Origin of the sequence: Bradyrhizobium sp. HKCCYLR20261 (assembly GCF_051168435.1) — a bacterium.
Classification (GTDB): domain Bacteria; phylum Pseudomonadota; class Alphaproteobacteria; order Rhizobiales; family Xanthobacteraceae; genus Bradyrhizobium.
The window spans coordinates 44,828-62,202 of the sequence record NZ_JBNPUZ010000017.1 but is presented as its reverse complement, the minus strand read 5'-3'; the positions used below and the strand labels follow the sequence as shown (position 1 = coordinate 62,202).

Annotated in this window: 17 protein-coding genes; 11 read left to right on the top strand and 6 right to left on the bottom strand. The window is 65.8% G+C overall.

Annotated elements, in window-relative coordinates:
• Positions 1-19: 19 nt before the first annotated feature.
• A complete protein-coding gene (locus ACQR1L_RS28590) occupies positions 20-1,063 on the top strand; it encodes a LysR family transcriptional regulator (protein WP_434861255.1) in 1,044 nt (347 codons plus the stop codon).
• 4 nt (positions 1,064-1,067) lie between these two features.
• Here ACQR1L_RS28590 and ACQR1L_RS28585 read toward each other — a convergent pair whose 3' ends face one another.
• Positions 1,068-2,225, bottom strand: coding sequence for an autotransporter outer membrane beta-barrel domain-containing protein (locus ACQR1L_RS28585; protein ID WP_434861254.1), 1,158 nt, complete (start codon positions 2,223-2,225; stop codon positions 1,068-1,070).
• A 356-nt stretch (positions 2,226-2,581) separates the two neighbouring features.
• Here ACQR1L_RS28585 and ACQR1L_RS28580 point away from each other — a divergent pair, with 356 nt between their 5' ends.
• On the top strand, positions 2,582-2,791 hold the full coding sequence (locus ACQR1L_RS28580; RefSeq protein ID WP_434861253.1) for a cold-shock protein: 210 nt from the start codon (positions 2,582-2,584) through the stop codon (positions 2,789-2,791).
• Between the two features lie 367 nt (positions 2,792-3,158).
• On the opposite strand, the gene purN is transcribed toward ACQR1L_RS28580, so the two are convergent.
• Entirely contained in the window at positions 3,159-3,812 is a 654-nt protein-coding gene (gene purN / locus ACQR1L_RS28575) for a phosphoribosylglycinamide formyltransferase (RefSeq protein ID WP_434861252.1), read from the bottom strand.
• 14 nt (positions 3,813-3,826) lie between these two features.
• Entirely contained in the window at positions 3,827-4,900 is a 1,074-nt protein-coding gene (gene purM / locus ACQR1L_RS28570) for a phosphoribosylformylglycinamidine cyclo-ligase (RefSeq protein ID WP_434861251.1), read from the bottom strand.
• Between the two features lie 155 nt (positions 4,901-5,055).
• On the opposite strand from purM, the gene ACQR1L_RS28565 reads away from it, so the two are divergent.
• From ACQR1L_RS28565 to ppx, 4 genes are all read left to right on the top strand, one after another.
• Positions 5,056-5,610: a CDP-alcohol phosphatidyltransferase family protein gene (locus ACQR1L_RS28565; protein ID WP_434861250.1), complete on the top strand. Its 555-nt coding sequence runs from the start codon at positions 5,056-5,058 to the stop codon at positions 5,608-5,610.
• 56 nt (positions 5,611-5,666) lie between these two features.
• Positions 5,667-6,344 (top strand): chromosomal replication initiator DnaA, encoded by a 678-nt coding sequence (locus ACQR1L_RS28560; protein WP_434861249.1) that lies wholly within the window; start codon positions 5,667-5,669, stop codon positions 6,342-6,344.
• A gap of 138 nt (positions 6,345-6,482) precedes the next feature.
• Positions 6,483-8,678 carry an RNA degradosome polyphosphate kinase gene (locus ACQR1L_RS28555; RefSeq protein WP_434861248.1) on the top strand — a complete coding sequence of 732 codons (2,196 nt, stop codon included), beginning with the start codon at positions 6,483-6,485 and terminating at the stop codon, positions 8,676-8,678.
• 27 nt (positions 8,679-8,705) lie between these two features.
• Positions 8,706-10,205 (top strand): exopolyphosphatase, encoded by a 1,500-nt coding sequence (gene ppx, locus ACQR1L_RS28550; RefSeq protein ID WP_434861247.1) that lies wholly within the window; start codon positions 8,706-8,708, stop codon positions 10,203-10,205.
• Between the two features lie 61 nt (positions 10,206-10,266).
• Here ppx and ACQR1L_RS28545 read toward each other — a convergent pair whose 3' ends face one another.
• On the bottom strand, positions 10,267-10,695 hold the full coding sequence (locus ACQR1L_RS28545; RefSeq protein ID WP_434861246.1) for a globin family protein: 429 nt from the start codon (positions 10,693-10,695) through the stop codon (positions 10,267-10,269).
• A gap of 644 nt (positions 10,696-11,339) precedes the next feature.
• On the opposite strand from ACQR1L_RS28545, the gene ACQR1L_RS28540 reads away from it, so the two are divergent.
• Complete coding sequence (locus ACQR1L_RS28540; RefSeq protein ID WP_434861245.1) at positions 11,340-12,152, top strand: uridine kinase; 813 nt, start codon at positions 11,340-11,342, stop codon at positions 12,150-12,152.
• Between the two features lie 14 nt (positions 12,153-12,166).
• Entirely contained in the window at positions 12,167-12,994 is an 828-nt protein-coding gene (locus tag ACQR1L_RS28535) for a molybdenum storage protein subunit alpha (protein WP_434861244.1), read from the top strand.
• 84 nt (positions 12,995-13,078) lie between these two features.
• Here ACQR1L_RS28535 and ACQR1L_RS28530 read toward each other — a convergent pair whose 3' ends face one another.
• A complete protein-coding gene (locus tag ACQR1L_RS28530) occupies positions 13,079-13,942 on the bottom strand; it encodes a TerC family protein (RefSeq protein ID WP_434861243.1) in 864 nt (287 codons plus the stop codon).
• 84 nt (positions 13,943-14,026) lie between these two features.
• Positions 14,027-14,449 (bottom strand): nucleoside-diphosphate kinase, encoded by a 423-nt coding sequence (gene ndk, locus ACQR1L_RS28525; protein WP_006613441.1) that lies wholly within the window; start codon positions 14,447-14,449, stop codon positions 14,027-14,029.
• Between the two features lie 286 nt (positions 14,450-14,735).
• Between ndk and ACQR1L_RS28520 the strand changes: the two genes are divergently transcribed.
• The 3 genes from ACQR1L_RS28520 to ACQR1L_RS28510 all read left to right on the top strand — a co-directional run bounded on the left by ACQR1L_RS28520 (position 14,736) and on the right by ACQR1L_RS28510 (position 17,338).
• Entirely contained in the window at positions 14,736-15,017 is a 282-nt protein-coding gene (locus tag ACQR1L_RS28520) for a sulfur globule protein precursor (protein WP_434861242.1), read from the top strand.
• Between the two features lie 200 nt (positions 15,018-15,217).
• On the top strand, positions 15,218-15,403 hold the full coding sequence (locus ACQR1L_RS28515; RefSeq protein WP_434861241.1) for a hypothetical protein: 186 nt from the start codon (positions 15,218-15,220) through the stop codon (positions 15,401-15,403).
• A gap of 66 nt (positions 15,404-15,469) precedes the next feature.
• Positions 15,470-17,338 carry an ABC-F family ATP-binding cassette domain-containing protein gene (locus ACQR1L_RS28510; RefSeq protein WP_434861240.1) on the top strand — a complete coding sequence of 623 codons (1,869 nt, stop codon included), beginning with the start codon at positions 15,470-15,472 and terminating at the stop codon, positions 17,336-17,338.
• Positions 17,339-17,375: the final 37 nt, after the last annotated feature.

Here is a 17,375-nt window from a genome sequence, read left to right as displayed (position 1 = left end):
AGTCGGGGCTGGAGTGTGTATGCCGCAACATTTGCATCGGGGCGCTGCGCTGACGCAGCGCCGCAAACCTGACGAAACGCTTAATGCATCGTGGGAAGATTTAAGAGCATTTCTCCTTTGTACCCGGCACCGCAGCTTTCGACATGCCGCCGATGTGCTCGGGCTCACGGCCACCACATTGATGCGCAAGATCGACCGGCTCGAGGAAGAGCTCGGCTGCAAGCTGTTCATTCGCGATCAGTCCGGCCTGTCGCTCAGCGATGAAGGGCGGTCGCTGCTGTTCGACGTCGAACAGATGGAAAGGCTGAGCTTCAACATCTTCCGGCGCGCCTCGCTCTCGACCGATACCCGCGGCTCCGTGCGCGTCGCGGTGACCGAAGGCCCCGGCAATTTCTGGATCCTGCCGCGGCTGATCGACTTCCAGCGGACCTATCGCAGGATCACGGTCGATCTGAGCTGCGCGATGCAGCAGGCGGACGTCTCACGGCTGGAGGCCGACATCTCGATTCAGTTCGAGCCGCCGACCAATCCCGATGTCATCGTTGCCAAGCTCGGCCGCCTTCACATCTACGGCTTCGTGTCGGAATCCTATCGCGACGCCTATGGACTGCCGAAGACGCTCGCCGATCTCAGGAACCACCGCATCATCAAGCAGCACGGCGTGCAACTGGATGAGACGGGCTACGCCCGCATTCTCGGCTTGGAGTCCCTCGAAGGCATCGTCGGCATCTCGACGAATTCGAGCGTGGCCGTGCTCTACGCCGTCGAGCGCGGCGCCGGCATCGGCTTCCTGCCGACATCCGCGGTCGCGCTCGGCGCGCCGCTGGTTCCGGTGGACCTCGGCATCAACTACCACATGGATCTGTGGCTGACCTACCACAAGGAGTTTCGCAACTCGGACCGGCACAAGATCGTCATCGACTGGCTGAAGCGCATTTTCGATCCGAAGGTCCACGCCTGCTTCCGGGACGAATTCATCCATCCGCTGGAGCTGGTCCCCTTGATGGCGCAGGCACGGGAGGTGGTCGGCTTCGGCGGCTACGTCGCGCCCAGCCCGGTCTGAGAGCCTACCACTTGAACTCGACGCCGAGCGTGCCTTGATGCGACTGCAGCGCCGAGCGAAGCTTGGCGTCGTAGTTCACATAGATGCGCGAGGTGCTGCTCAGCGACAGCGACATCGCCGCTCCGGTGTCGGCGCCGTAGCGGCCCTCGCCCAGTCCTTGGAGCGTGATGCTTTGCGGACCGAGGCTGACGGTGACGGAGCCGAGGTTCTGGCAGACATTGTCGACGAACTTGGCGTAGGCCGAGAGGTCGAGGATCTTGCCATCGAGAATGAAGTAGCGGCCGACTTCGGCCCCGACGAGAAAGCGCGCGCGCTCGAGCGACGTGCCGCTGACAGTGAGCGGTTCGAGGCCGCCGCTTTCCTGGAATGCGGCGGTGGTTGCGCGCGCATATTCGAAGGCGAGCTTCGGCACGACCCGGGTTTCACCGAAGCTCCAGTAGTAGTCGAGTTCGCTCAGGACGCCGGTGATGTGGGCGCCGTAGGCTGCGCGCGTCGCACCCAGGCTGGTGCCGCGCTGCGCCTTGATCCCACCGGAGCCATAGACCACCGCGATGGCCCAGGTCCAGGGTCCCTGATCCACGGAGGCATTGAAGCCCAGCTGCGTCAGGTCGAGGGTGGCCGACTGGAGCGCCAGCGGCACGTCGACCCAGGTGCGGCTCTGGTCCACCGAGATCCCGGCATTCACGCCGGGCGCGAGGCGCATGCCGATACCGGCAACGCCGCCCCAGGTCGATCTGCGGTCGCCGACGAAATCGCCCTGGGGCTGGCTGCGAGCCCAAACCCCATAGGTTTCGCCCCAGGTCCGAAAGCGCGGCTGCTCCGCCGCCTCCGACGCGCCGCCGCCGCCGGGATTGCTGCGCTGGAGCCGGCTTCCGCCATGCGTCGCCTCGACCCCCAGCCGCTCCAGGAAGCTGGAGCCAAGATTGAGCACCGACTGGCCCGCAGACAGATCGGCATTCAGCGCGCTTGCCTTTGGGACAGGAACAGGAACGGGGGTCGGGCTTGGCGTGGGCGTGGGGCTTGCCGACGGGCTTGGCAGGCTTGCCGCGCCGGCGGCGCCAGCGGAGAGCACGAGCGTCAACCCGAGTGCGGCGACACCAGCCAGTGCGCGTGCGAACCCGCGCGAGCGTCCTGTCTCTGCAGCCCGAGATGCGCCGCGCATCGATGCCCGCCCCGAATTGATTAAATATCAACCGTCGGGATTTGCCTGCAGTTCTCCCTGATGGTCAATCCGGATGTTCCGGTCCGGCCGGGTCGTGCGGAACTTTGTGGTTCCGGCGCCACAACGTCGCGAGGCGCTGGCGCGACAGTGCTTGCGACTCCGCGACGCGTTCTCATCAGTTCGGCAAACTTGATATCGACGGAAAATCGTGTTGCAATCTCGGATACAATCGGATTGGCCGTTCGACTGTGCGTTTCGTGACTTCGGAAATCAAGCAGATCCCGGGAAGCCCGTTTGTGGCGTGGCACGCGCGAGCGTGGCCGCGTCTTTTTTTCGTCTAGACGGAGGAGACAACGATGCCGACCTACAAGGGCAGCGTGAAATGGTTCAACCCGACCAAGGGATACGGCTTCATCAAACCGGCCGGCGGAGACAAGGACGTGTTCGTCCATATCTCGGCCGTCGAGCGGGCCGGATTGACCACGCTCAACGAGAACCAGCCGATCGAATATGACCTGGTGGAGAGCCGCGGCAAGACCTCGGCGGAGAATTTGAAGCTGTCGTGAACCTGTGTGCGGGCGGACATGCCATGATGTGGGCCGCCCTCAGCTAACGAACTCCGCGCAAGGCTACTACGCGGATGACCAGACTTCGTCAGCCCTTGATGCGCCCCCGGCCCTGCCGGGGATTTTTTTTGTCCGAACGCAGGCTCAGCGCGGGCGATACACGGCTGTTCCTGCGGAAAGAAACCCCTCACCCAAGCGAGCCCGCAGATCGGCCGGCGATGCCCTCTCCCACCCTGGCGAAGCAAAGCTTCGCCAGGGTGGGAGAGGGCCAGACGGTGGCAGCGTCATACTCACTCGGGCGAGGGGTTCTTTCCGCGAGCGCACTCTCTCCGCAGACAAGATCCCTCACCCGGCAACAACGCCCCAACTACGAAACCATCGGCCAGATCATCATCTGGTCCGCCTGCTCCGTCGCGGTGGTCTTGCAGAGATCGCCTTCCAGCCGCACCTGGTCTCTCGCCAGCAGCTTCAGCGCTTCCGGATAGATCCGGTGCTCGACGCCGAGGATGCGCTCCGACAGCGTGTCGGCGGTGTCGTCGTCCCGCACCACGACCGCGCCCTGCATCACGATTGGGCCGGCGTCCGTCTCGGGAATCACGAAATGCACGGTCGCGCCGGAGAGCTTCACGCCGGCGCGCAGCGCCTGGCCGTGCGGATCAAGGCCAGGGAAAGACGGCAGCAGCGAGGGATGGATGTTGAGCATCCTGCCATACCAGCGCTGCACGAACTCGGCCGTGAACAGCCGCATGAAGCCGGCCAGGCAGATGATCTCGATGCCGCGCGCGTCCAGCGCCGCCTGCAGCTTGGCCTCGAAGCCGGCGCGGTCCTTGCCGAACGGCTTGCTCTCGATCACCTCGACCGCGATGCCGCTCTCCGCAGCCTTCTGCAGTCCGGCGGCGTCCGCGCGGTTCGAGATCACGACGGCGATCTCGGCCGGAAAGCCCGGCTGCGTCGCAGCGCGGATCAGCGCGGCCATGTTCGAACCGCGACCGGAGATCAGGATGGCGACGCGGCGCTTCATCGTGGCAGCTCGTCTCACAGAGCCAGATCGAGCGCGCCGGTGTAGATCACGCGCTCCTCGCCCGACGCCGCGACCACTTCACCGAGGCGGGCCACGTGCTCGCCATTGGCGGTGAACACCTCGGTGACGGCGTCGACGGCCTCGGCCTTGACGATCACGATCATGCCGATCCCGCAATTGAAGGTGCGCAGCAGTTCGCGCTCGGCGATGCCGCCCTGCCCGGCCAGCCATTTGAACACCGGCAGCACCGGCAGATGCGTCAGGTCGATCGAGACGCCGAGATGCTTCGGCAGCACGCGCGGGATGTTGTCGGTGAAGCCGCCGCCGGTGATATGTGCCAGCCCCTTGACCGCGCCGGTCTCGCGGATCGCGCGCAGGCAGGATTTCACGTAGAGCCGCGTCGGCGTCAGCAGTGCCGCACCCAGCGTCAGCACCGGCGCGAACGGCGCCGGCGCATCGAAGCCGAGGCCCGATTGGGCGACGATCTTGCGCACCAGCGAGTAGCCGTTGGAATGCACGCCCGAGGAGGCCAGGCCGAGCACCAGGTCGCCGGCCGCGATGTCCGGCGACGGCAGCAGGGTGCCGCGCTCGGCTGCGCCGACGGCAAAGCCGCCGAGATCGTAGTCGCCGTCCTTGTAAAGGCCCGGCATTTCGGCCGTCTCGCCGCCGATCAGCGCGCAGCCGGATTCGCGGCAGCCTTCGGCAATACCGGCGACGATCGAAGCCGTCGCCTCCGGGTCGAGCTTGCCGCAGGCGAAGTAGTCGAGGAAGAACAGCGGCTCGGCGCCCTGCACCACGAGATCGTTGACCGACATGGCAACGAGATCGATCCCGATGCCGCCATGCAGCCCGGTCTCGATTGCGATCTTGACCTTGGTGCCGACGCCGTCGGTCGCGGCCACCAGGATCGGATCCTTGAAGCCGGCGGCCTTCAAATCGAACAGGCCGCCGAAGCCGCCGATCTCGGCATCCGCGCCGGCGCGGGCGGTGGCGCGCACCATGGGCTTGATCAGATCGACCAGACGGTTTCCGGCATCGATATCGACGCCCGAATCTGCATAAGTGAGCCCGTTCTTGCGCTCGGTCATGGTAAAAACCCCTAATCTGACCGCTGGTTACGTCGGAATCCGGCTGCGCGCAATGGCTCGCAGGGGGCTCGTCCCCACCCTATCTAGGAACCGACCGGTTCGCTTCGCACGGAAGTGGGTTAAGTTTTGATCGAGTTGTCGTCGGGACCAGCTGCGTGACCATTCCCCACTCTATCCCCAATCTGATTACGCTGGGCCGAATCCTGCTGGTGCCGATCGTGGTCTGGGCCATCGCGGCCGGAGAGATGGAGGTCGCGTTTCTGGTGTTCGTGGTGGCCGGCGTGAGCGATGCCGTCGACGGCTTCCTGGCGCGGCGATTCAATCTCCGCTCCGAGCTCGGCGCCCTGCTCGACCCGCTGGCGGACAAGGCCCTGCTGGTTTCGATCTTCGTCACGCTGGGCATCTGGGGCGCCATCCCGCGCTGGATCGTCATCCTGGTGGTCTCGCGCGACATCATGATCGTGGCCGCGGTGATCGTCTCCTGGCTGTTCGACCGGCCGGTCGCGATGAAGCCGTTGATGGTCTCCAAGCTGAACACGGCAGCCCAGGTCGGATTTGCCGCGCTCGTGCTCGCCTCACTCAGCTTCGGCTTCGAGCCCAAGCCTTACGACGCGGTGCTGATGGTGCTGGTCACGGTCTTTACGCTCGTGTCGGTCGGGCTGTATCTGGTCGACTGGGTGCGCCACATGAGCACCATTGAAGTCCGCTGATCCTCTCAAGAGCTGTCGCGGACCTCGGGCACGCCACGTTACGGAGCACGTCGATCTTGGCCAGCCACATTCCCCCTCGCCAGCTGGCCCTTGCCCTGCCGCACGAGGAGAGCCTGACGCGGGACAACTTCTTCGAAGGTCCCGGCAACGCGGCCGGGCTCGCTCTGGTCGACGCATGGCCGGAATGGCCGGCCCGGACGATGTTCCTGGTCGGCCCCGACGGCTCCGGTAAGAGCCATCTCGCCGCGATCTGGGCCGAGCAGGCCGGCGCCCGCTCGCTGTCGGCGCATGCGCTGGAGGCCGGCGCCGTCCCCGGGGCGCTCGCCACCGGCGCGCTGGTGCTGGAGGACCTCACGGCCGCCGATCTCGATGAACGGGCCCTGTTTCATCTGCTGAACCTGGCGCGCCAGGACGAAGCCTTCGTGCTGATCACCGCCCGCGAGGCACCGGCGAGCCTGCCGATTGCGCTGGCCGACCTGAGGTCGCGGCTGCGCGCCGTCCCGGTGGTCACCCTGCTGCCGCCCGACGACCAGCTGTTCCGAGCCCTGATCGTCAAGCTCGCGGCCGACCGGCAGCTTTCGATCGACGAGACGGTCGTGAGCTACCTGGCGAGCCGCATCGAGCGATCCTATGCGGCTGCGCGCGAGACCATCGCGATGCTCGACAACGAGTCGCTGCGGCTCGGACGGCCCGTCACCCGTGCCCTGGCGGCCGAGCTGCTCCGCAGCGTGTGACCGCCGGCCATCTTGACGGCAGCCTTCGCCGGAACCTCAATGGTGCCGGCGACGTCATCCCTCTGTCATACGGCTTGCGCTACTGGTTGGCACTCGCGCCCTGATTTGGCGCCGTGACCGAATATGGATCGAGTTCTCATGGATATTGAGCAAGTGACTGAGATTGCAGCACAAGAGCCGGTTACGGCTGCCGGGCTCGAGATCGCCTCGAGCCCCGAGCGCTTCATCAACCGGGAACTGTCCTGGCTGCATTTCAATCGTCGCGTGCTCGAGGAATCGGTCAATCCGCGCCACCCGGCGCTGGAGCGGGTGCGGTTCCTGTCGATTTCAGCCAACAACCTTGATGAATTCTTCATGGTCCGCGTCGCCGGCATCCGCGCCCAGGTGCGCGAGGGCATTGCCGAGCGCAGCCCGGACGGGCTGACGCCGATCGAGCAGCTGAAGCTGATCAACGAGACCGTGTCGCAGCTCGCGATCGACCAGCAGGCGATCTGGCGCGACCTGCGCAAGTTTCTCGCCGAGCTCGGCATCGTGCTGGTCGACGGCCAGGATGTCACCAAGAGCGAGCGGGCCTGGATCGAGGACCACTTCCTTGCAAACATCTTCCCGCTGCTGACGCCGCTCGCGATCGACCCGGCGCATCCGTTCCCGTTCATCCCGAGCCTCGGCTTCACCGTGGCGCTGCAGCTCACGCGCACCGCCGACGGCCGGCCGATGAACGCGCTGATCCGCATGCCCGGCAAGATCGACCGCTTCATCCGCTTCCCCGGCGCCAAGGACGGCGTCATCCGCCTGATCACCCTGGAACAGGCGACCAGCCTGTTCATCGGCCGCCTGTTTCCCGGCTACACGGTCAAGGGCCAGGGCGCCTTCCGCATCATCCGCGACAGCGAGATCGAGATCGAGGAAGAGGCCGAGGATCTGGTGCGGCTGTTCGAGACCGCGCTCAAGCGCCGCCGCCGCGGCTCGGTGATCCGGCTCGAGATCGAGGCCAACATGCCGGAGGAGCTGCGCCACTTCGTGCAGGATGCGCTGGCGACCACCGACGACGAGGTGTTCGTGGTCGACGGCGTGCTGGCGATGAACGAGCTGTCGCAGCTGACGCGCGTCGACCGGCCCGACCTGGAATTCGCGCCCTATGTGCCGCGCCATCCCGAGCGGGTGCGCGACCATGGCGGCGACATTTTTGCTGCGATCCGGCAGAAGGACCTGATCGTCCACCACCCCTACGAGTCGTTCGACGTCGTCGTACAATTCCTGCAGCAGGCGGCGCGCGATCCCGATGTCGTCGCCATCAAGCAGACGCTGTACCGCACGTCGAACAATTCGCCGATCGTGCGCACGCTGGTGGAAGCGGCGGAGGCCGGCAAATCGGTCACCGCGCTGGTCGAGCTCAAGGCACGCTTCGACGAGGAAGCCAACATCCGCTGGGCGCGCGACCTCGAACGCGCCGGCGTGCAGGTCGTCTATGGTTTCCTGCAACTGAAGACCCATGCGAAACTGTCGATGGTCGTGCGCCGCGAAGGCGGCAGCCTGACCACCTATGTGCACACCGGCACCGGCAACTATCATCCGGTCACGGCGCGCATCTACACCGACCTGTCCTACTTCACCTCTGACCCAGTGATCGGCCGCGACGTGACGCGGGTGTTCAACTACATCACCGGCTACGCCGAGCCGATCGACATCGAGAAGATGGCGGTGTCGCCGCTCACGCTTCGCAAGCGCATGATCGAGCACATCCATGGCGAGACCAGCTTTGCCCGCCAGGGCAAGCCGGCCGTGATCTGGATGAAGATGAACTCGCTGGTCGATCCCGATATCATCGACGCGCTGTACGAGGCCTCGCAGGCCGGCGTCTCGATCGACCTGATCGTGCGCGGCATCTGCTGCCTCAGGCCCGGTATTCCCGGCCTGTCGGACAACATCCGCGTCAAATCGGTGATCGGCCGCTTCCTCGAGCATGGCCGCATCTACTGCTTCGGCATGGGCCAGGGCCTGCCGAGCGCCAAGGCCGCGGTCTATATCTCCTCGGCCGACATGATGCCGCGCAATCTCGACCGCCGCGTCGAGGTGCTGTGCCCGCTGCAGAACCCGACCGTGCACCAGCAGGTGCTGGAGCAGATCATGGTCGCCAACCTCAAGGACACCGAGCAGAGCTGGCAATTGTTGCCGGATGGGTCGTCAACGCGTATGAAGGCCGCGAAGGGCGAGGAGCCGTTCAACCTGCACAATTACTTCATGACGAATCCGAGTCTGTCCGGCCGTGGAAAGTCGCTCAAGGAATCATCACCGCGCCGGCTCACGCGCCGGAACGAACGCAACTCGTCCTAGCGACCTGCTTCTCAGGGGAATGACGCGGTGAAACGGCCCGCGACCAGGGCCGGAAATGTCGGTGTCATCGACATCGGCTCGAACTCCGTCCGTCTCGTCGTCTACCAGGCGATGGAGCGCAGTCTCGTCACCGTGTTCAACGAGAAGGCGCTGTGCGGGCTCGGCCGCGAGGTGCAGACCACCGGCCTGCTCGCTGCCGACGCCGTGGACAAGGCGCTGACGGCGCTGAAGCGGTTCCGTGCGCTCTGCAAGGTGCAGAAGGTAGGTCAGGTCCATGCGATCGCCACGGCCGCCTGCCGCGATGCCTCGAATGGCCCCGACTTCATCGCCAAGGCCGAGAAGATCTGCGGCGTGCCGATCCAGATCCTCACCGGCCCCGAGGAGGCGCGCTACTCGGCGCTCGGCGTCATCTCCGGCATTCATAAGCCCGACGGCATCGTCGGCGATCTCGGCGGCGGCTCGCTGGAGCTGATCGACGTGCGCGGCCATCAGGTGCGCAGCGGCGTCACCTTGCCGCTCGGCAGCCTGGCGCTTCAGGACCTTGCGGAGAAATCGCTGAAGAAGGCACAGCGGATCGCCAGCGAGGCGCTGACCGACCTGCCGCAACTTCTCGCCGGCGAGGGCCGCACCTTCTACGCGGTCGGCGGCACCTGGCGCGCGCTGGCGCGCATCCACATCATCCAGAGCGGTTATCCGCTCGGCGTCATGCACGGCTATGCGATCCCCGCCGCGGACGCGCTCGCCTTCGTGCGCCGGCTGCGCCGACTGGTCGCCGCGGACATGCTGGCCGACATCGAGGCGATCGCCGAGGCGCGCCGGCCGCTGCTCGCCTATGCCGCGCTGGTGCTCGAGCACATCATCCGCGTCGCCAAGCCCACCACGGTCGTATTCTCCACCTTCGGCGTACGCGAGGGCCTGCTCTACTCCAAGCTGCCGGATGCCGAGCGCGCCAAGGACGGCCTGCTCAGCGCGGCGCAAGGATTGAACGAGCTGCTGTCGCGCTCGGCGCAGCATGCCCGCGAACTGATCGACTGGACCGACCGCCTGTTTCGCGTCGTGCATGTCCGCGAGACCGATGACGAGCGCAGGCTGCGCCACGCCGCCTGCCTGATGTCCGACATCGGCTGGCGGATGCATCCGGATCATCGCGGCGAGCAGACCTACGGCATCATCCTCAACGGCAATTTCGGCTCGATCAGCCATGAGGGCCGCATCTTCGTCGCGCTGTCGGTGTTCTTCCGCTACGAAGGTCAGCGCGACGAGGCGGCTGCCCCTGCTCTCACCCAGCAACTAAGTCCCGCACAGATCGATCGCGCCCGCCTGCTCGGTACCGCCTTCCGCGTCGCGCATCTGATCTCGGCGGCACGGCCGGGCGTGCTGTCCGCCACGCATTTCCGCACCCAGGACCGCAAGCTGATGCTGGTGTTCGAACATCACCTGGTCGATCTCGTCGCCGACCGCGTCGGCGGGCGGTTCAAGCAATTGGCCCGGCTCGTCGGCCGCTCCGGCTCGGTGGTGCTGAGCTAGCCGAGTTCGCGCCTCGGCATCGACCAACACGCCAAGCGGCCGGGCCACGGCCCTGAGGGCGCTAGCGGGGCTGCGGCGGGACGCCGGCCGAGATCGCGATCATGCGCTGGGCGATGATACCGTAGACCTTGCGCCAGGCGTTCTCGACCTCTTCAGTCCATTGCGGCCCGAGACCCTTGGCCAGGCTCCACAACAGCGCTTCACCGACCACGGGATAGTGCTCCGGCCTGACGCCGTAGCGCGCATGATTGCGGCCGAGAATATCAGTGCTGGACAACAGGCCCGTCATCTTGTCGAGGCTGCCGACGAGCACCGCGAGGGTCGCGATGAAATCCCGCTTGAGGACCTCCATGTCGGCGGGAAACAACTGGCGGCATTCCGGAGCGAGCTCGAAAACGCGGTCATAGAACGTGGAGGTCATCTCCGAGGCATTGGCAAATACCATGTCGAACGACGACCTGACATGGCCGATCTCCTCTGCAGTCAACATTCGCTAGTCCAATTTCAAAAATACCGATGATGGCTCGATGGCTTGAAGTCCGACGTGGTGGTGTCGCCGCGGCACGATCTGGTTCAAGACGATCTGGTTCACGACGATCTGGTTCACGACGATCCAGCTCAAGACTACGAGACGCGACCGACGCCACCCTACCCTATTCGTTCAAAACGCGGCACCGTGCCGCAGCCGCATCAACAGCTCACGCCCTTCCCCGGCTCCGTTGAGCGCGTCGGCCCATGCGGACAGATCCGGCGGGCGGAGATCGCGTCTCGGCGATCCATCACAGCACCGGCTGCATCAGCCGGTCATCAGGCGTTGCCACCATCGCAAGCGTGCTGTGGGACTATCACGATGTCCCATCACGAGGGCATCGTCACACTGCATCATTGTTGAGCATTATCCGCGATGCATCGCGACGCATGATGACCTGAACTTGGGCAACGTCGCGGGCTTGTCGCAAAGCCGACACTCCGACACGTGATCTATATTTCTCACAATATAGCTTTCGAGAATTCCAAAATCATTCTATCTGCGTTCGGTGCGGGGCGATCCGCCTGCCGATCCTCCGCGCGATGGGGACGAACATGGGAGCTGAAGGCCATGTGGGCTCGGCGACCAGGAAAGGAAAATCTTCAATGGCAACCACGACGGCCGAGCTCGAGCAGCTTCTGATGCAGCGCTCGCTCACCGACGCCGAATTGATCGCGGCGGCGGAGACGGCAGCTGATTTCCGCATCCTCCCTGATGCCACCGTGATCAAGATCGGTGGACAGAGCATGATCGATCGCGGCCGTGCCGCCGTCTATCCGCTGGTCGAGGAGATCGTCGCCGCGCGCAAGACGCACAAGATGCTGATCGGCACCGGCGCCGGCACTCGGGCGCGGCACCTGTATTCGATCGCCGCGGGCCTGAACCTGCCTGCCGGCGTGCTGTCGCAGCTCGGCGCGTCCGTAGCCGACCAGAACGCGGCGATGCTGGGTCAGTTGCTTGCGAAGTACGGCATCTCCGCGGTCGAAGGCGCCGGCCTGTCCGCCGTGCCGCTGTATCTCGCCGAGGTGAACGCCGTGGTGTTCAGCGGCATGCCGCCCTACGGCCTGTGGATGCGGCCATCAGCCGACGGCGTCATCCCGCCCTACCGCACCGACGCCGGCTGCTTCCTGGTCGCCGAACAGTTCGGCTGCAAGGCGATGATCTATGTGAAGGACGAGAACGGGCTCTACACAGCCAATCCGAAGACGGACAAGACCGCCACCTTCATTCCAAGGATCTCGGTCGCCGAGATGAAGGCCAAGGGCCTTGCCGACTCCATCCTGGAATTCCCGATGCTCGACCTGCTCGAAGCCGCCCGCCACGTCCGCGAGGTGCAAATCGTCAACGGCCTCGTGCCCGGCAACCTGACCCGCGCGCTCGCCGGCGAGCATGTCGGAACCATCATCACCGCGAGCTAACGGAGCCGCCCGTCATGGCTGACACCAACACCATCAAGCACGTCGCCTCGCCGCTCGCCCGGCAGACCCTGCTCGACAACAAGCTCACCCGCCCCGTCGCCGGCAAGCGCCCGATGGCGCTGCTGCCCTGGCTTCAGGTCGTCAAGATCGGTGGCCGCTCGATCATGGATCGCGGCGCCGAGGCGATCCTGCCGCTGGTCGAGGAGACCAGGAAGCTGCTGCCCGAGCATCGTCTTCTGATCCTGACCGGCGCCGGTATCCGCGCCCGCCATCTCTACGGCATCGGCCTCGATCTCGGCCTGCCGGTCGGCTCGCTCGCGCCGCTTGCCGCCAGCGAGGCCGGACAGAATGGACACATCCTGGCAGCGCTGCTGGCCGCAGAGGGCGTCTCCTACGTCGAGCACCCGACCATTGCGAACCAGCTCGCCATTCATCTGACGGCAGCGCGCGCGGTCGTCGGCAGCGCCTTCCCGCCCTATCACCACCATGAATTCCCGACCTCGCGGCTGCCGACGCATCGCGCCGACACCGGCGCCTTCCTGATCGCCGACGCGCTGGGCGCGGCCGGGCTGACGATCGTCGAGGACGTGGATGGGGTCTACACGGCCGATCCGAACGGGCCCGACGCCGCCACGGCGACATTGCTGCGCGAGACCAGCCATGATGCGCTGGCCAAGCAACAGGGTACGCTGCCGTTCGATCGCACGCTGCTCGAGGTGATGGCCAATGCCCGGCACCTGTCGCGCGTGCAGGTCGTCAACGGCCTGGTGCCGGGGCGGCTGACGGCGGCGCTGCGCGGCCATCATGTCGGCTCGGTCATCACCACCGGCGCACGTCCCTGATCACCCAAAGAAGAAGGCCGCTCGTGCGACGAGCGGCCTTGTTGTTGGTCGGAACTGGACGAGCTTTCTGCACTGACCCTGCAGTCAGGGCAGCTCGACGCCGCGCGCCGGAACGGCTTCGATCTCGTGCTTGCCCTTGTTCTGCAGCGCCCGCCCCCGCCAGATGGAGCCGGCTACCAGGACCACCAGGGCGCCGAGCAGCGACATCAGGGTTTCCATGACGTCGACATGGCTGGTGAGAGTCGACTTGCCCGCCCACAGCGCCGATGTCGCGTCGATGCTGATGTTGACGGTGCCGTCGAGCAGATGATGCAGCATCGGCTCGATCGCGGGATCGGTCGCGATCACTTCGCCGGCGACCCAGCCGAGCAGCATGGCGCCGAGCCAGACCAGCAGCGGGAAACGATCGAGGACAAGCATGATCAGCGCGGCACCCGCAATGATCAGCGGGATGCTCATGGCGAGGCCGATGATCAGCAGCGACGCCTGTCCATTGGCGGCGGCGGCCACCGCGATGACGTTGTCGAGGCTCATCACGAGGTCGGCGAGCGCGACGATGCGCACGGCGTGCCACAAGGTCGTACCGGCAGCGATGTCGTCGTTCTCGTCCTCGGGAACCAGCAGCTTGGCGGCGATCACCAGCAGGGCCAGGCCGCCGATCAGCTTCAGATAGGGCAGCGCCATCAGGGTGGCGACGATGCCGGTAAAGGCGATCCGCAGCGCCACGGCAATGCCGGAGCCGGCCACCATGCCCCAGAAACGGTGCTTGCCGTGCAGGCCGCGGCAGGCGAGCGCGATCACCAGCGCGTTGTCGCCCGACAACAGCACGTTGATCCAGATGATCTTGCCGAGCGCGAGCCAGAACCCGGGGCTCTGCAGATCGGCTTCGAATTGAGCGAGGAGATGACCGTAGGTGGCGGGATCAGCGAGTTGCGACAGCCAGTTCACGGCCAGACCTTCCAGATGTGTTCGACGGGACTTCCCCGGCCGGAAACCCTGCGGCGGGGCCTGGCCCCGCCGCAATGTTCAGCGTCAGCCGACGATTTCGTTGCCGGAGAAGAACTGCGCGATCTCGATCGCAGCGGTTTCCGCCGCATCCGAGCCGTGCACCGAGTTCTCGCCGATCGACTTGGCGTGCAGCTTGCGGATGGTGCCGTCGGCCGCCTTCGACGGGTCGGTCGCGCCCATCACGTCGCGGTACTTCAGGATGGCGCCCTCGCCTTCGAGAACCTGGACGACGACCGGGCCGGAGATCATGAAGTCGACCAGCTCGCCGAAGAACGGCCGCGCCTTGTGCACGGCGTAGAAGGTCTCGGCCTGATCCCGGGTCATGCGGATGCGCTTCTGGGCCACGATGCGCAGGCCGGCTTTCTCGATCAGCGCGTTGACCGCGCCGGTGAGGTTACGCTCGGTCGCGTCGGGCTTGATGATCGAAAAGGTGCGCTCAATCGCCATGATATCGTCCTTGGAGGTGCGGGATTTGGGTGGGTTGCGGGCTTATATCGACGCCACGGGTCGACGGCAAGCGACCGGAGCCCTCCCGGAGGCGCGATGCCTTACGACAATTTCACGATTCTGAACATTGTCTGAAGGGCTCGTGCGCTCCTCGTTCAGGTGTCTTGCCCTATCGTGTGCGCTATCGGGCGATGACGAGCCAGCCGCGATCCGGCTGACCGCCTTCTCCCAGCCTCATCCCTCGGACAATTTCGGCGCCGCCAGCGCTGTCATCCAGGAGACGATCATGTTGCGCAAACTCTCACTCATCGCCGCGGCCACGGTTGCCCTGGGCGCAGCCGCCCTCGCCCCTACCGCTGCATCGGCCCATTGGCACGGTGGTTGGCATGGCGGCGGCGGTTGGCATCACGGCTGGCACGGCGGCTACGGCTGGCACCGTCCGTTCTATGGTCCGCGCGTGTTCGTCGGCGGCCCGGCCTACAGCTACGGCTATGGCGGTTGCTACGTGCGCCGCGTGGTTCCGACCCCGTGGGGGCCGCGCTGGCGCTGGATCAACCGCTGCTACTGAGATCTCGCCTGATACGAGCCTAGGAACGGCATCCGCCCCCCGCCGCTCCGAACTCGCATTGCCCCGGCGTCTCCCCCACGCCGGGGCTTTTTTCGTGTGTTATCAACCCATTTTCGGCCTTCTCGGAGCTTGCGCGGAAACAATTCGGCCTCCTACGACTTGGTAAGACACTGAATTGCAACTGCTCGTGGAACTCCGTCATGTCTGGCCGCACCGCCGATTACAGCGAGGCGCTCGATCGCAAGACCAGCCGATCGATCTGTGAGGCCGTGGGCGAAAGGCTGCAGCGCAGCCTGCCGCCAGAAGGCTCCGAATTGCCCGCGTCGCTGGCCCATTTGCTGAACGAACTGCGCAAGCAGGACGACGCGGCCGCGCGCTTCGACTGACCAGCCCGCACCTGAAAACACGATAAAGCGGTTGCGTTTGGCGGCGCGCGCGGTGACAAGGCGCGCATGCTTTCCATCACCGACATCTCCATCCGCCTCGCCGGACGGCTTCTCATCGACCAGAGCTCGGTGCAGATCCCGCCCGGCGCGCGCGTCGGCCTGGTCGGCCGCAACGGTACCGGCAAGTCGACGCTGTTCAAGGCCATCCGCGGCGAACTGTCGCTGGAGAACGGCAGTATCAGCCTGCCGCCGCGGTGGCGGATCGGCAGCCTGGCGCAGGAGGCCCCGAGCGGTCCCGAGAGCCTCATCGAGGTCGTGCTGCGCGCCGATCTGGAGCGGGATGCGCTGCTGCGCGAGTCCGAGACCGCCGATGATCCGGACCGGATCGCCGAGATCCAGACACGCCTCGTCGACATCGACGCGCATTCGGCGCCGGCGCGCGCGGCTGCGATCCTCAGCGGTCTCGGCTTCTCCGCGGCCGACCAGGCCCGCGCCTGCTCGGAATTCTCCGGTGGCTGGCGCATGCGCGTGGCACTGGCGGCGACGCTGTTCGCCGCGCCCGACCTGCTGCTGCTGGACGAGCCGACCAACTATCTCGATCTCGAAGGCACGCTGTGGCTCGAGGATCACCTGGCGCATTATCCGCGTACGGTGATCGTGATCAGCCACGACCGCGACCTTTTGGAAACCTCGGTCGACCAGATCCTGCATCTCGACCGCGGCAAGCTCACGCTCTACCGCGGCAGCTACTCGTCCTTCGAGGAGCAGCGCGCGACGCGCGAGATGCTCGACGCCAAGGCGGTGAAGCGCCAGGAGGCGGAGCGCGCGCGGCTGCAGGCCTTCGTCGAGCGCTTCAAGGCCAAGGCCTCGAAGGCGCGGCAGGCGCAATCGCGCGTGAAGATGCTGGAGCGCATGAAACCGATCACCGCGCTGGTCACCCAGGACGTCCGCGAGATCACGTTTCCGGCGCCCGAGAAGCTGCTGTCGCCGCCGATCATCGCGGTCGACAACGCATCGGTCGGCTACGACCCGGCACAGCCCGTGCTCAATCGCGTCACCTTGCGGATCGACAATGACGATCGCGTCGCGCTGCTCGGCGCCAATGGCAACGGCAAGTCGACGCTGGTGAAGCTGCTGGCCGGACGGCTGGCGCCGTTCTCCGGGAAAGTGACGCGCGCCGACAAGCTGTCGATCGCCTATTTCGCCCAGCATCAGCTCGATGAACTCGACGAGAGCGGCTCACCGTACACCCATGTCCGCAAGCTGATGGGCGATGCGCCGGAATCGAAGGTGCGGGCCCGCGCCGGCGCGATCGGCTTCTCCGGCAAGGCGGCGGACACCTCGGTGAAAAGCCTGTCCGGCGGCGAGAAAGCGCGCCTGCTGCTCGGGCTTGCGACCTTCTACGGCCCGAACATGATCATCCTGGACGAGCCGACCAACCATCTCGACATCGACAGCCGCGCCGCGCTCGCGGAGGCGATCAACGAATTTCCGGGCGCCGTGATCATGGTCTCGCATGATCGCTATCTGATCGAGGCCTGCGCCGACCGTCTGTGGGTGGTGGCCGACCGCACCGTCAAGACCTATGACGGCGACCTCGACGAATACCGGCGCATGATCCTGTCAACGCGCAGCGGCGCGCCGGCGCGCGACAACGAGCGATCTCAGCCGTCGGAGAAAGCCGAGCGGCCGCGCGGCGACAACAAGCGCAGCGGGCTGAAGCAGAAGATCGCCGCGGCAGAGGCCGAGATCGCGCGCATCACCGAGATCATCGCCAAGATCGACAGCGCGTTGTCGCTGCCCGACATCTTCACGCGCGATCCGAAACAGGCCGCGCAACTCTCCAAGGCGCGCGCCAATGCGGCCGATGCGCTCGCCCGCGCCGAGGAGCAATGGCTGGAAGCCAGCACGCTGCAAGATGAGGCGACAAGCTGAAAGAGCATCGGCGGACGAATTCCCTCGCCCGCCTGCT

What these genes read in the sequence shown, in the direction of transcription:
- ACQR1L_RS28590 (WP_434861255.1), top strand. Translation starts at nt 20, where the DNA reads ATGCCGCAACATTTGCATCGGGGCGCTGCGCTGACGCAGCGCCGCAAA.
- ACQR1L_RS28585 (WP_434861254.1), bottom strand. Translation starts at nt 2,225, where the DNA reads ATGCGCGGCGCATCTCGGGCTGCAGAGACAGGACGCTCGCGCGGGTTC.
- ACQR1L_RS28580 (WP_434861253.1), top strand. Translation starts at nt 2,582, where the DNA reads ATGCCGACCTACAAGGGCAGCGTGAAATGGTTCAACCCGACCAAGGGA.
- purN (WP_434861252.1), bottom strand. Translation starts at nt 3,812, where the DNA reads ATGAAGCGCCGCGTCGCCATCCTGATCTCCGGTCGCGGTTCGAACATG.
- purM (WP_434861251.1), bottom strand. Translation starts at nt 4,900, where the DNA reads ATGACCGAGCGCAAGAACGGGCTCACTTATGCAGATTCGGGCGTCGAT.
- ACQR1L_RS28555 (WP_434861248.1), top strand. Translation starts at nt 6,483, where the DNA reads ATGGATATTGAGCAAGTGACTGAGATTGCAGCACAAGAGCCGGTTACG.
- ACQR1L_RS28545 (WP_434861246.1), bottom strand. Translation starts at nt 10,695, where the DNA reads ATGTTGACTGCAGAGGAGATCGGCCATGTCAGGTCGTCGTTCGACATG.
- ACQR1L_RS28540 (WP_434861245.1), top strand. Translation starts at nt 11,340, where the DNA reads ATGGCAACCACGACGGCCGAGCTCGAGCAGCTTCTGATGCAGCGCTCG.
- ACQR1L_RS28535 (WP_434861244.1), top strand. Translation starts at nt 12,167, where the DNA reads ATGGCTGACACCAACACCATCAAGCACGTCGCCTCGCCGCTCGCCCGG.
- ndk (WP_006613441.1), bottom strand. Translation starts at nt 14,449, where the DNA reads ATGGCGATTGAGCGCACCTTTTCGATCATCAAGCCCGACGCGACCGAG.
- ACQR1L_RS28520 (WP_434861242.1), top strand. Translation starts at nt 14,736, where the DNA reads ATGTTGCGCAAACTCTCACTCATCGCCGCGGCCACGGTTGCCCTGGGC.
- ACQR1L_RS28515 (WP_434861241.1), top strand. Translation starts at nt 15,218, where the DNA reads ATGTCTGGCCGCACCGCCGATTACAGCGAGGCGCTCGATCGCAAGACC.
- ACQR1L_RS28510 (WP_434861240.1), top strand. Translation starts at nt 15,470, where the DNA reads ATGCTTTCCATCACCGACATCTCCATCCGCCTCGCCGGACGGCTTCTC.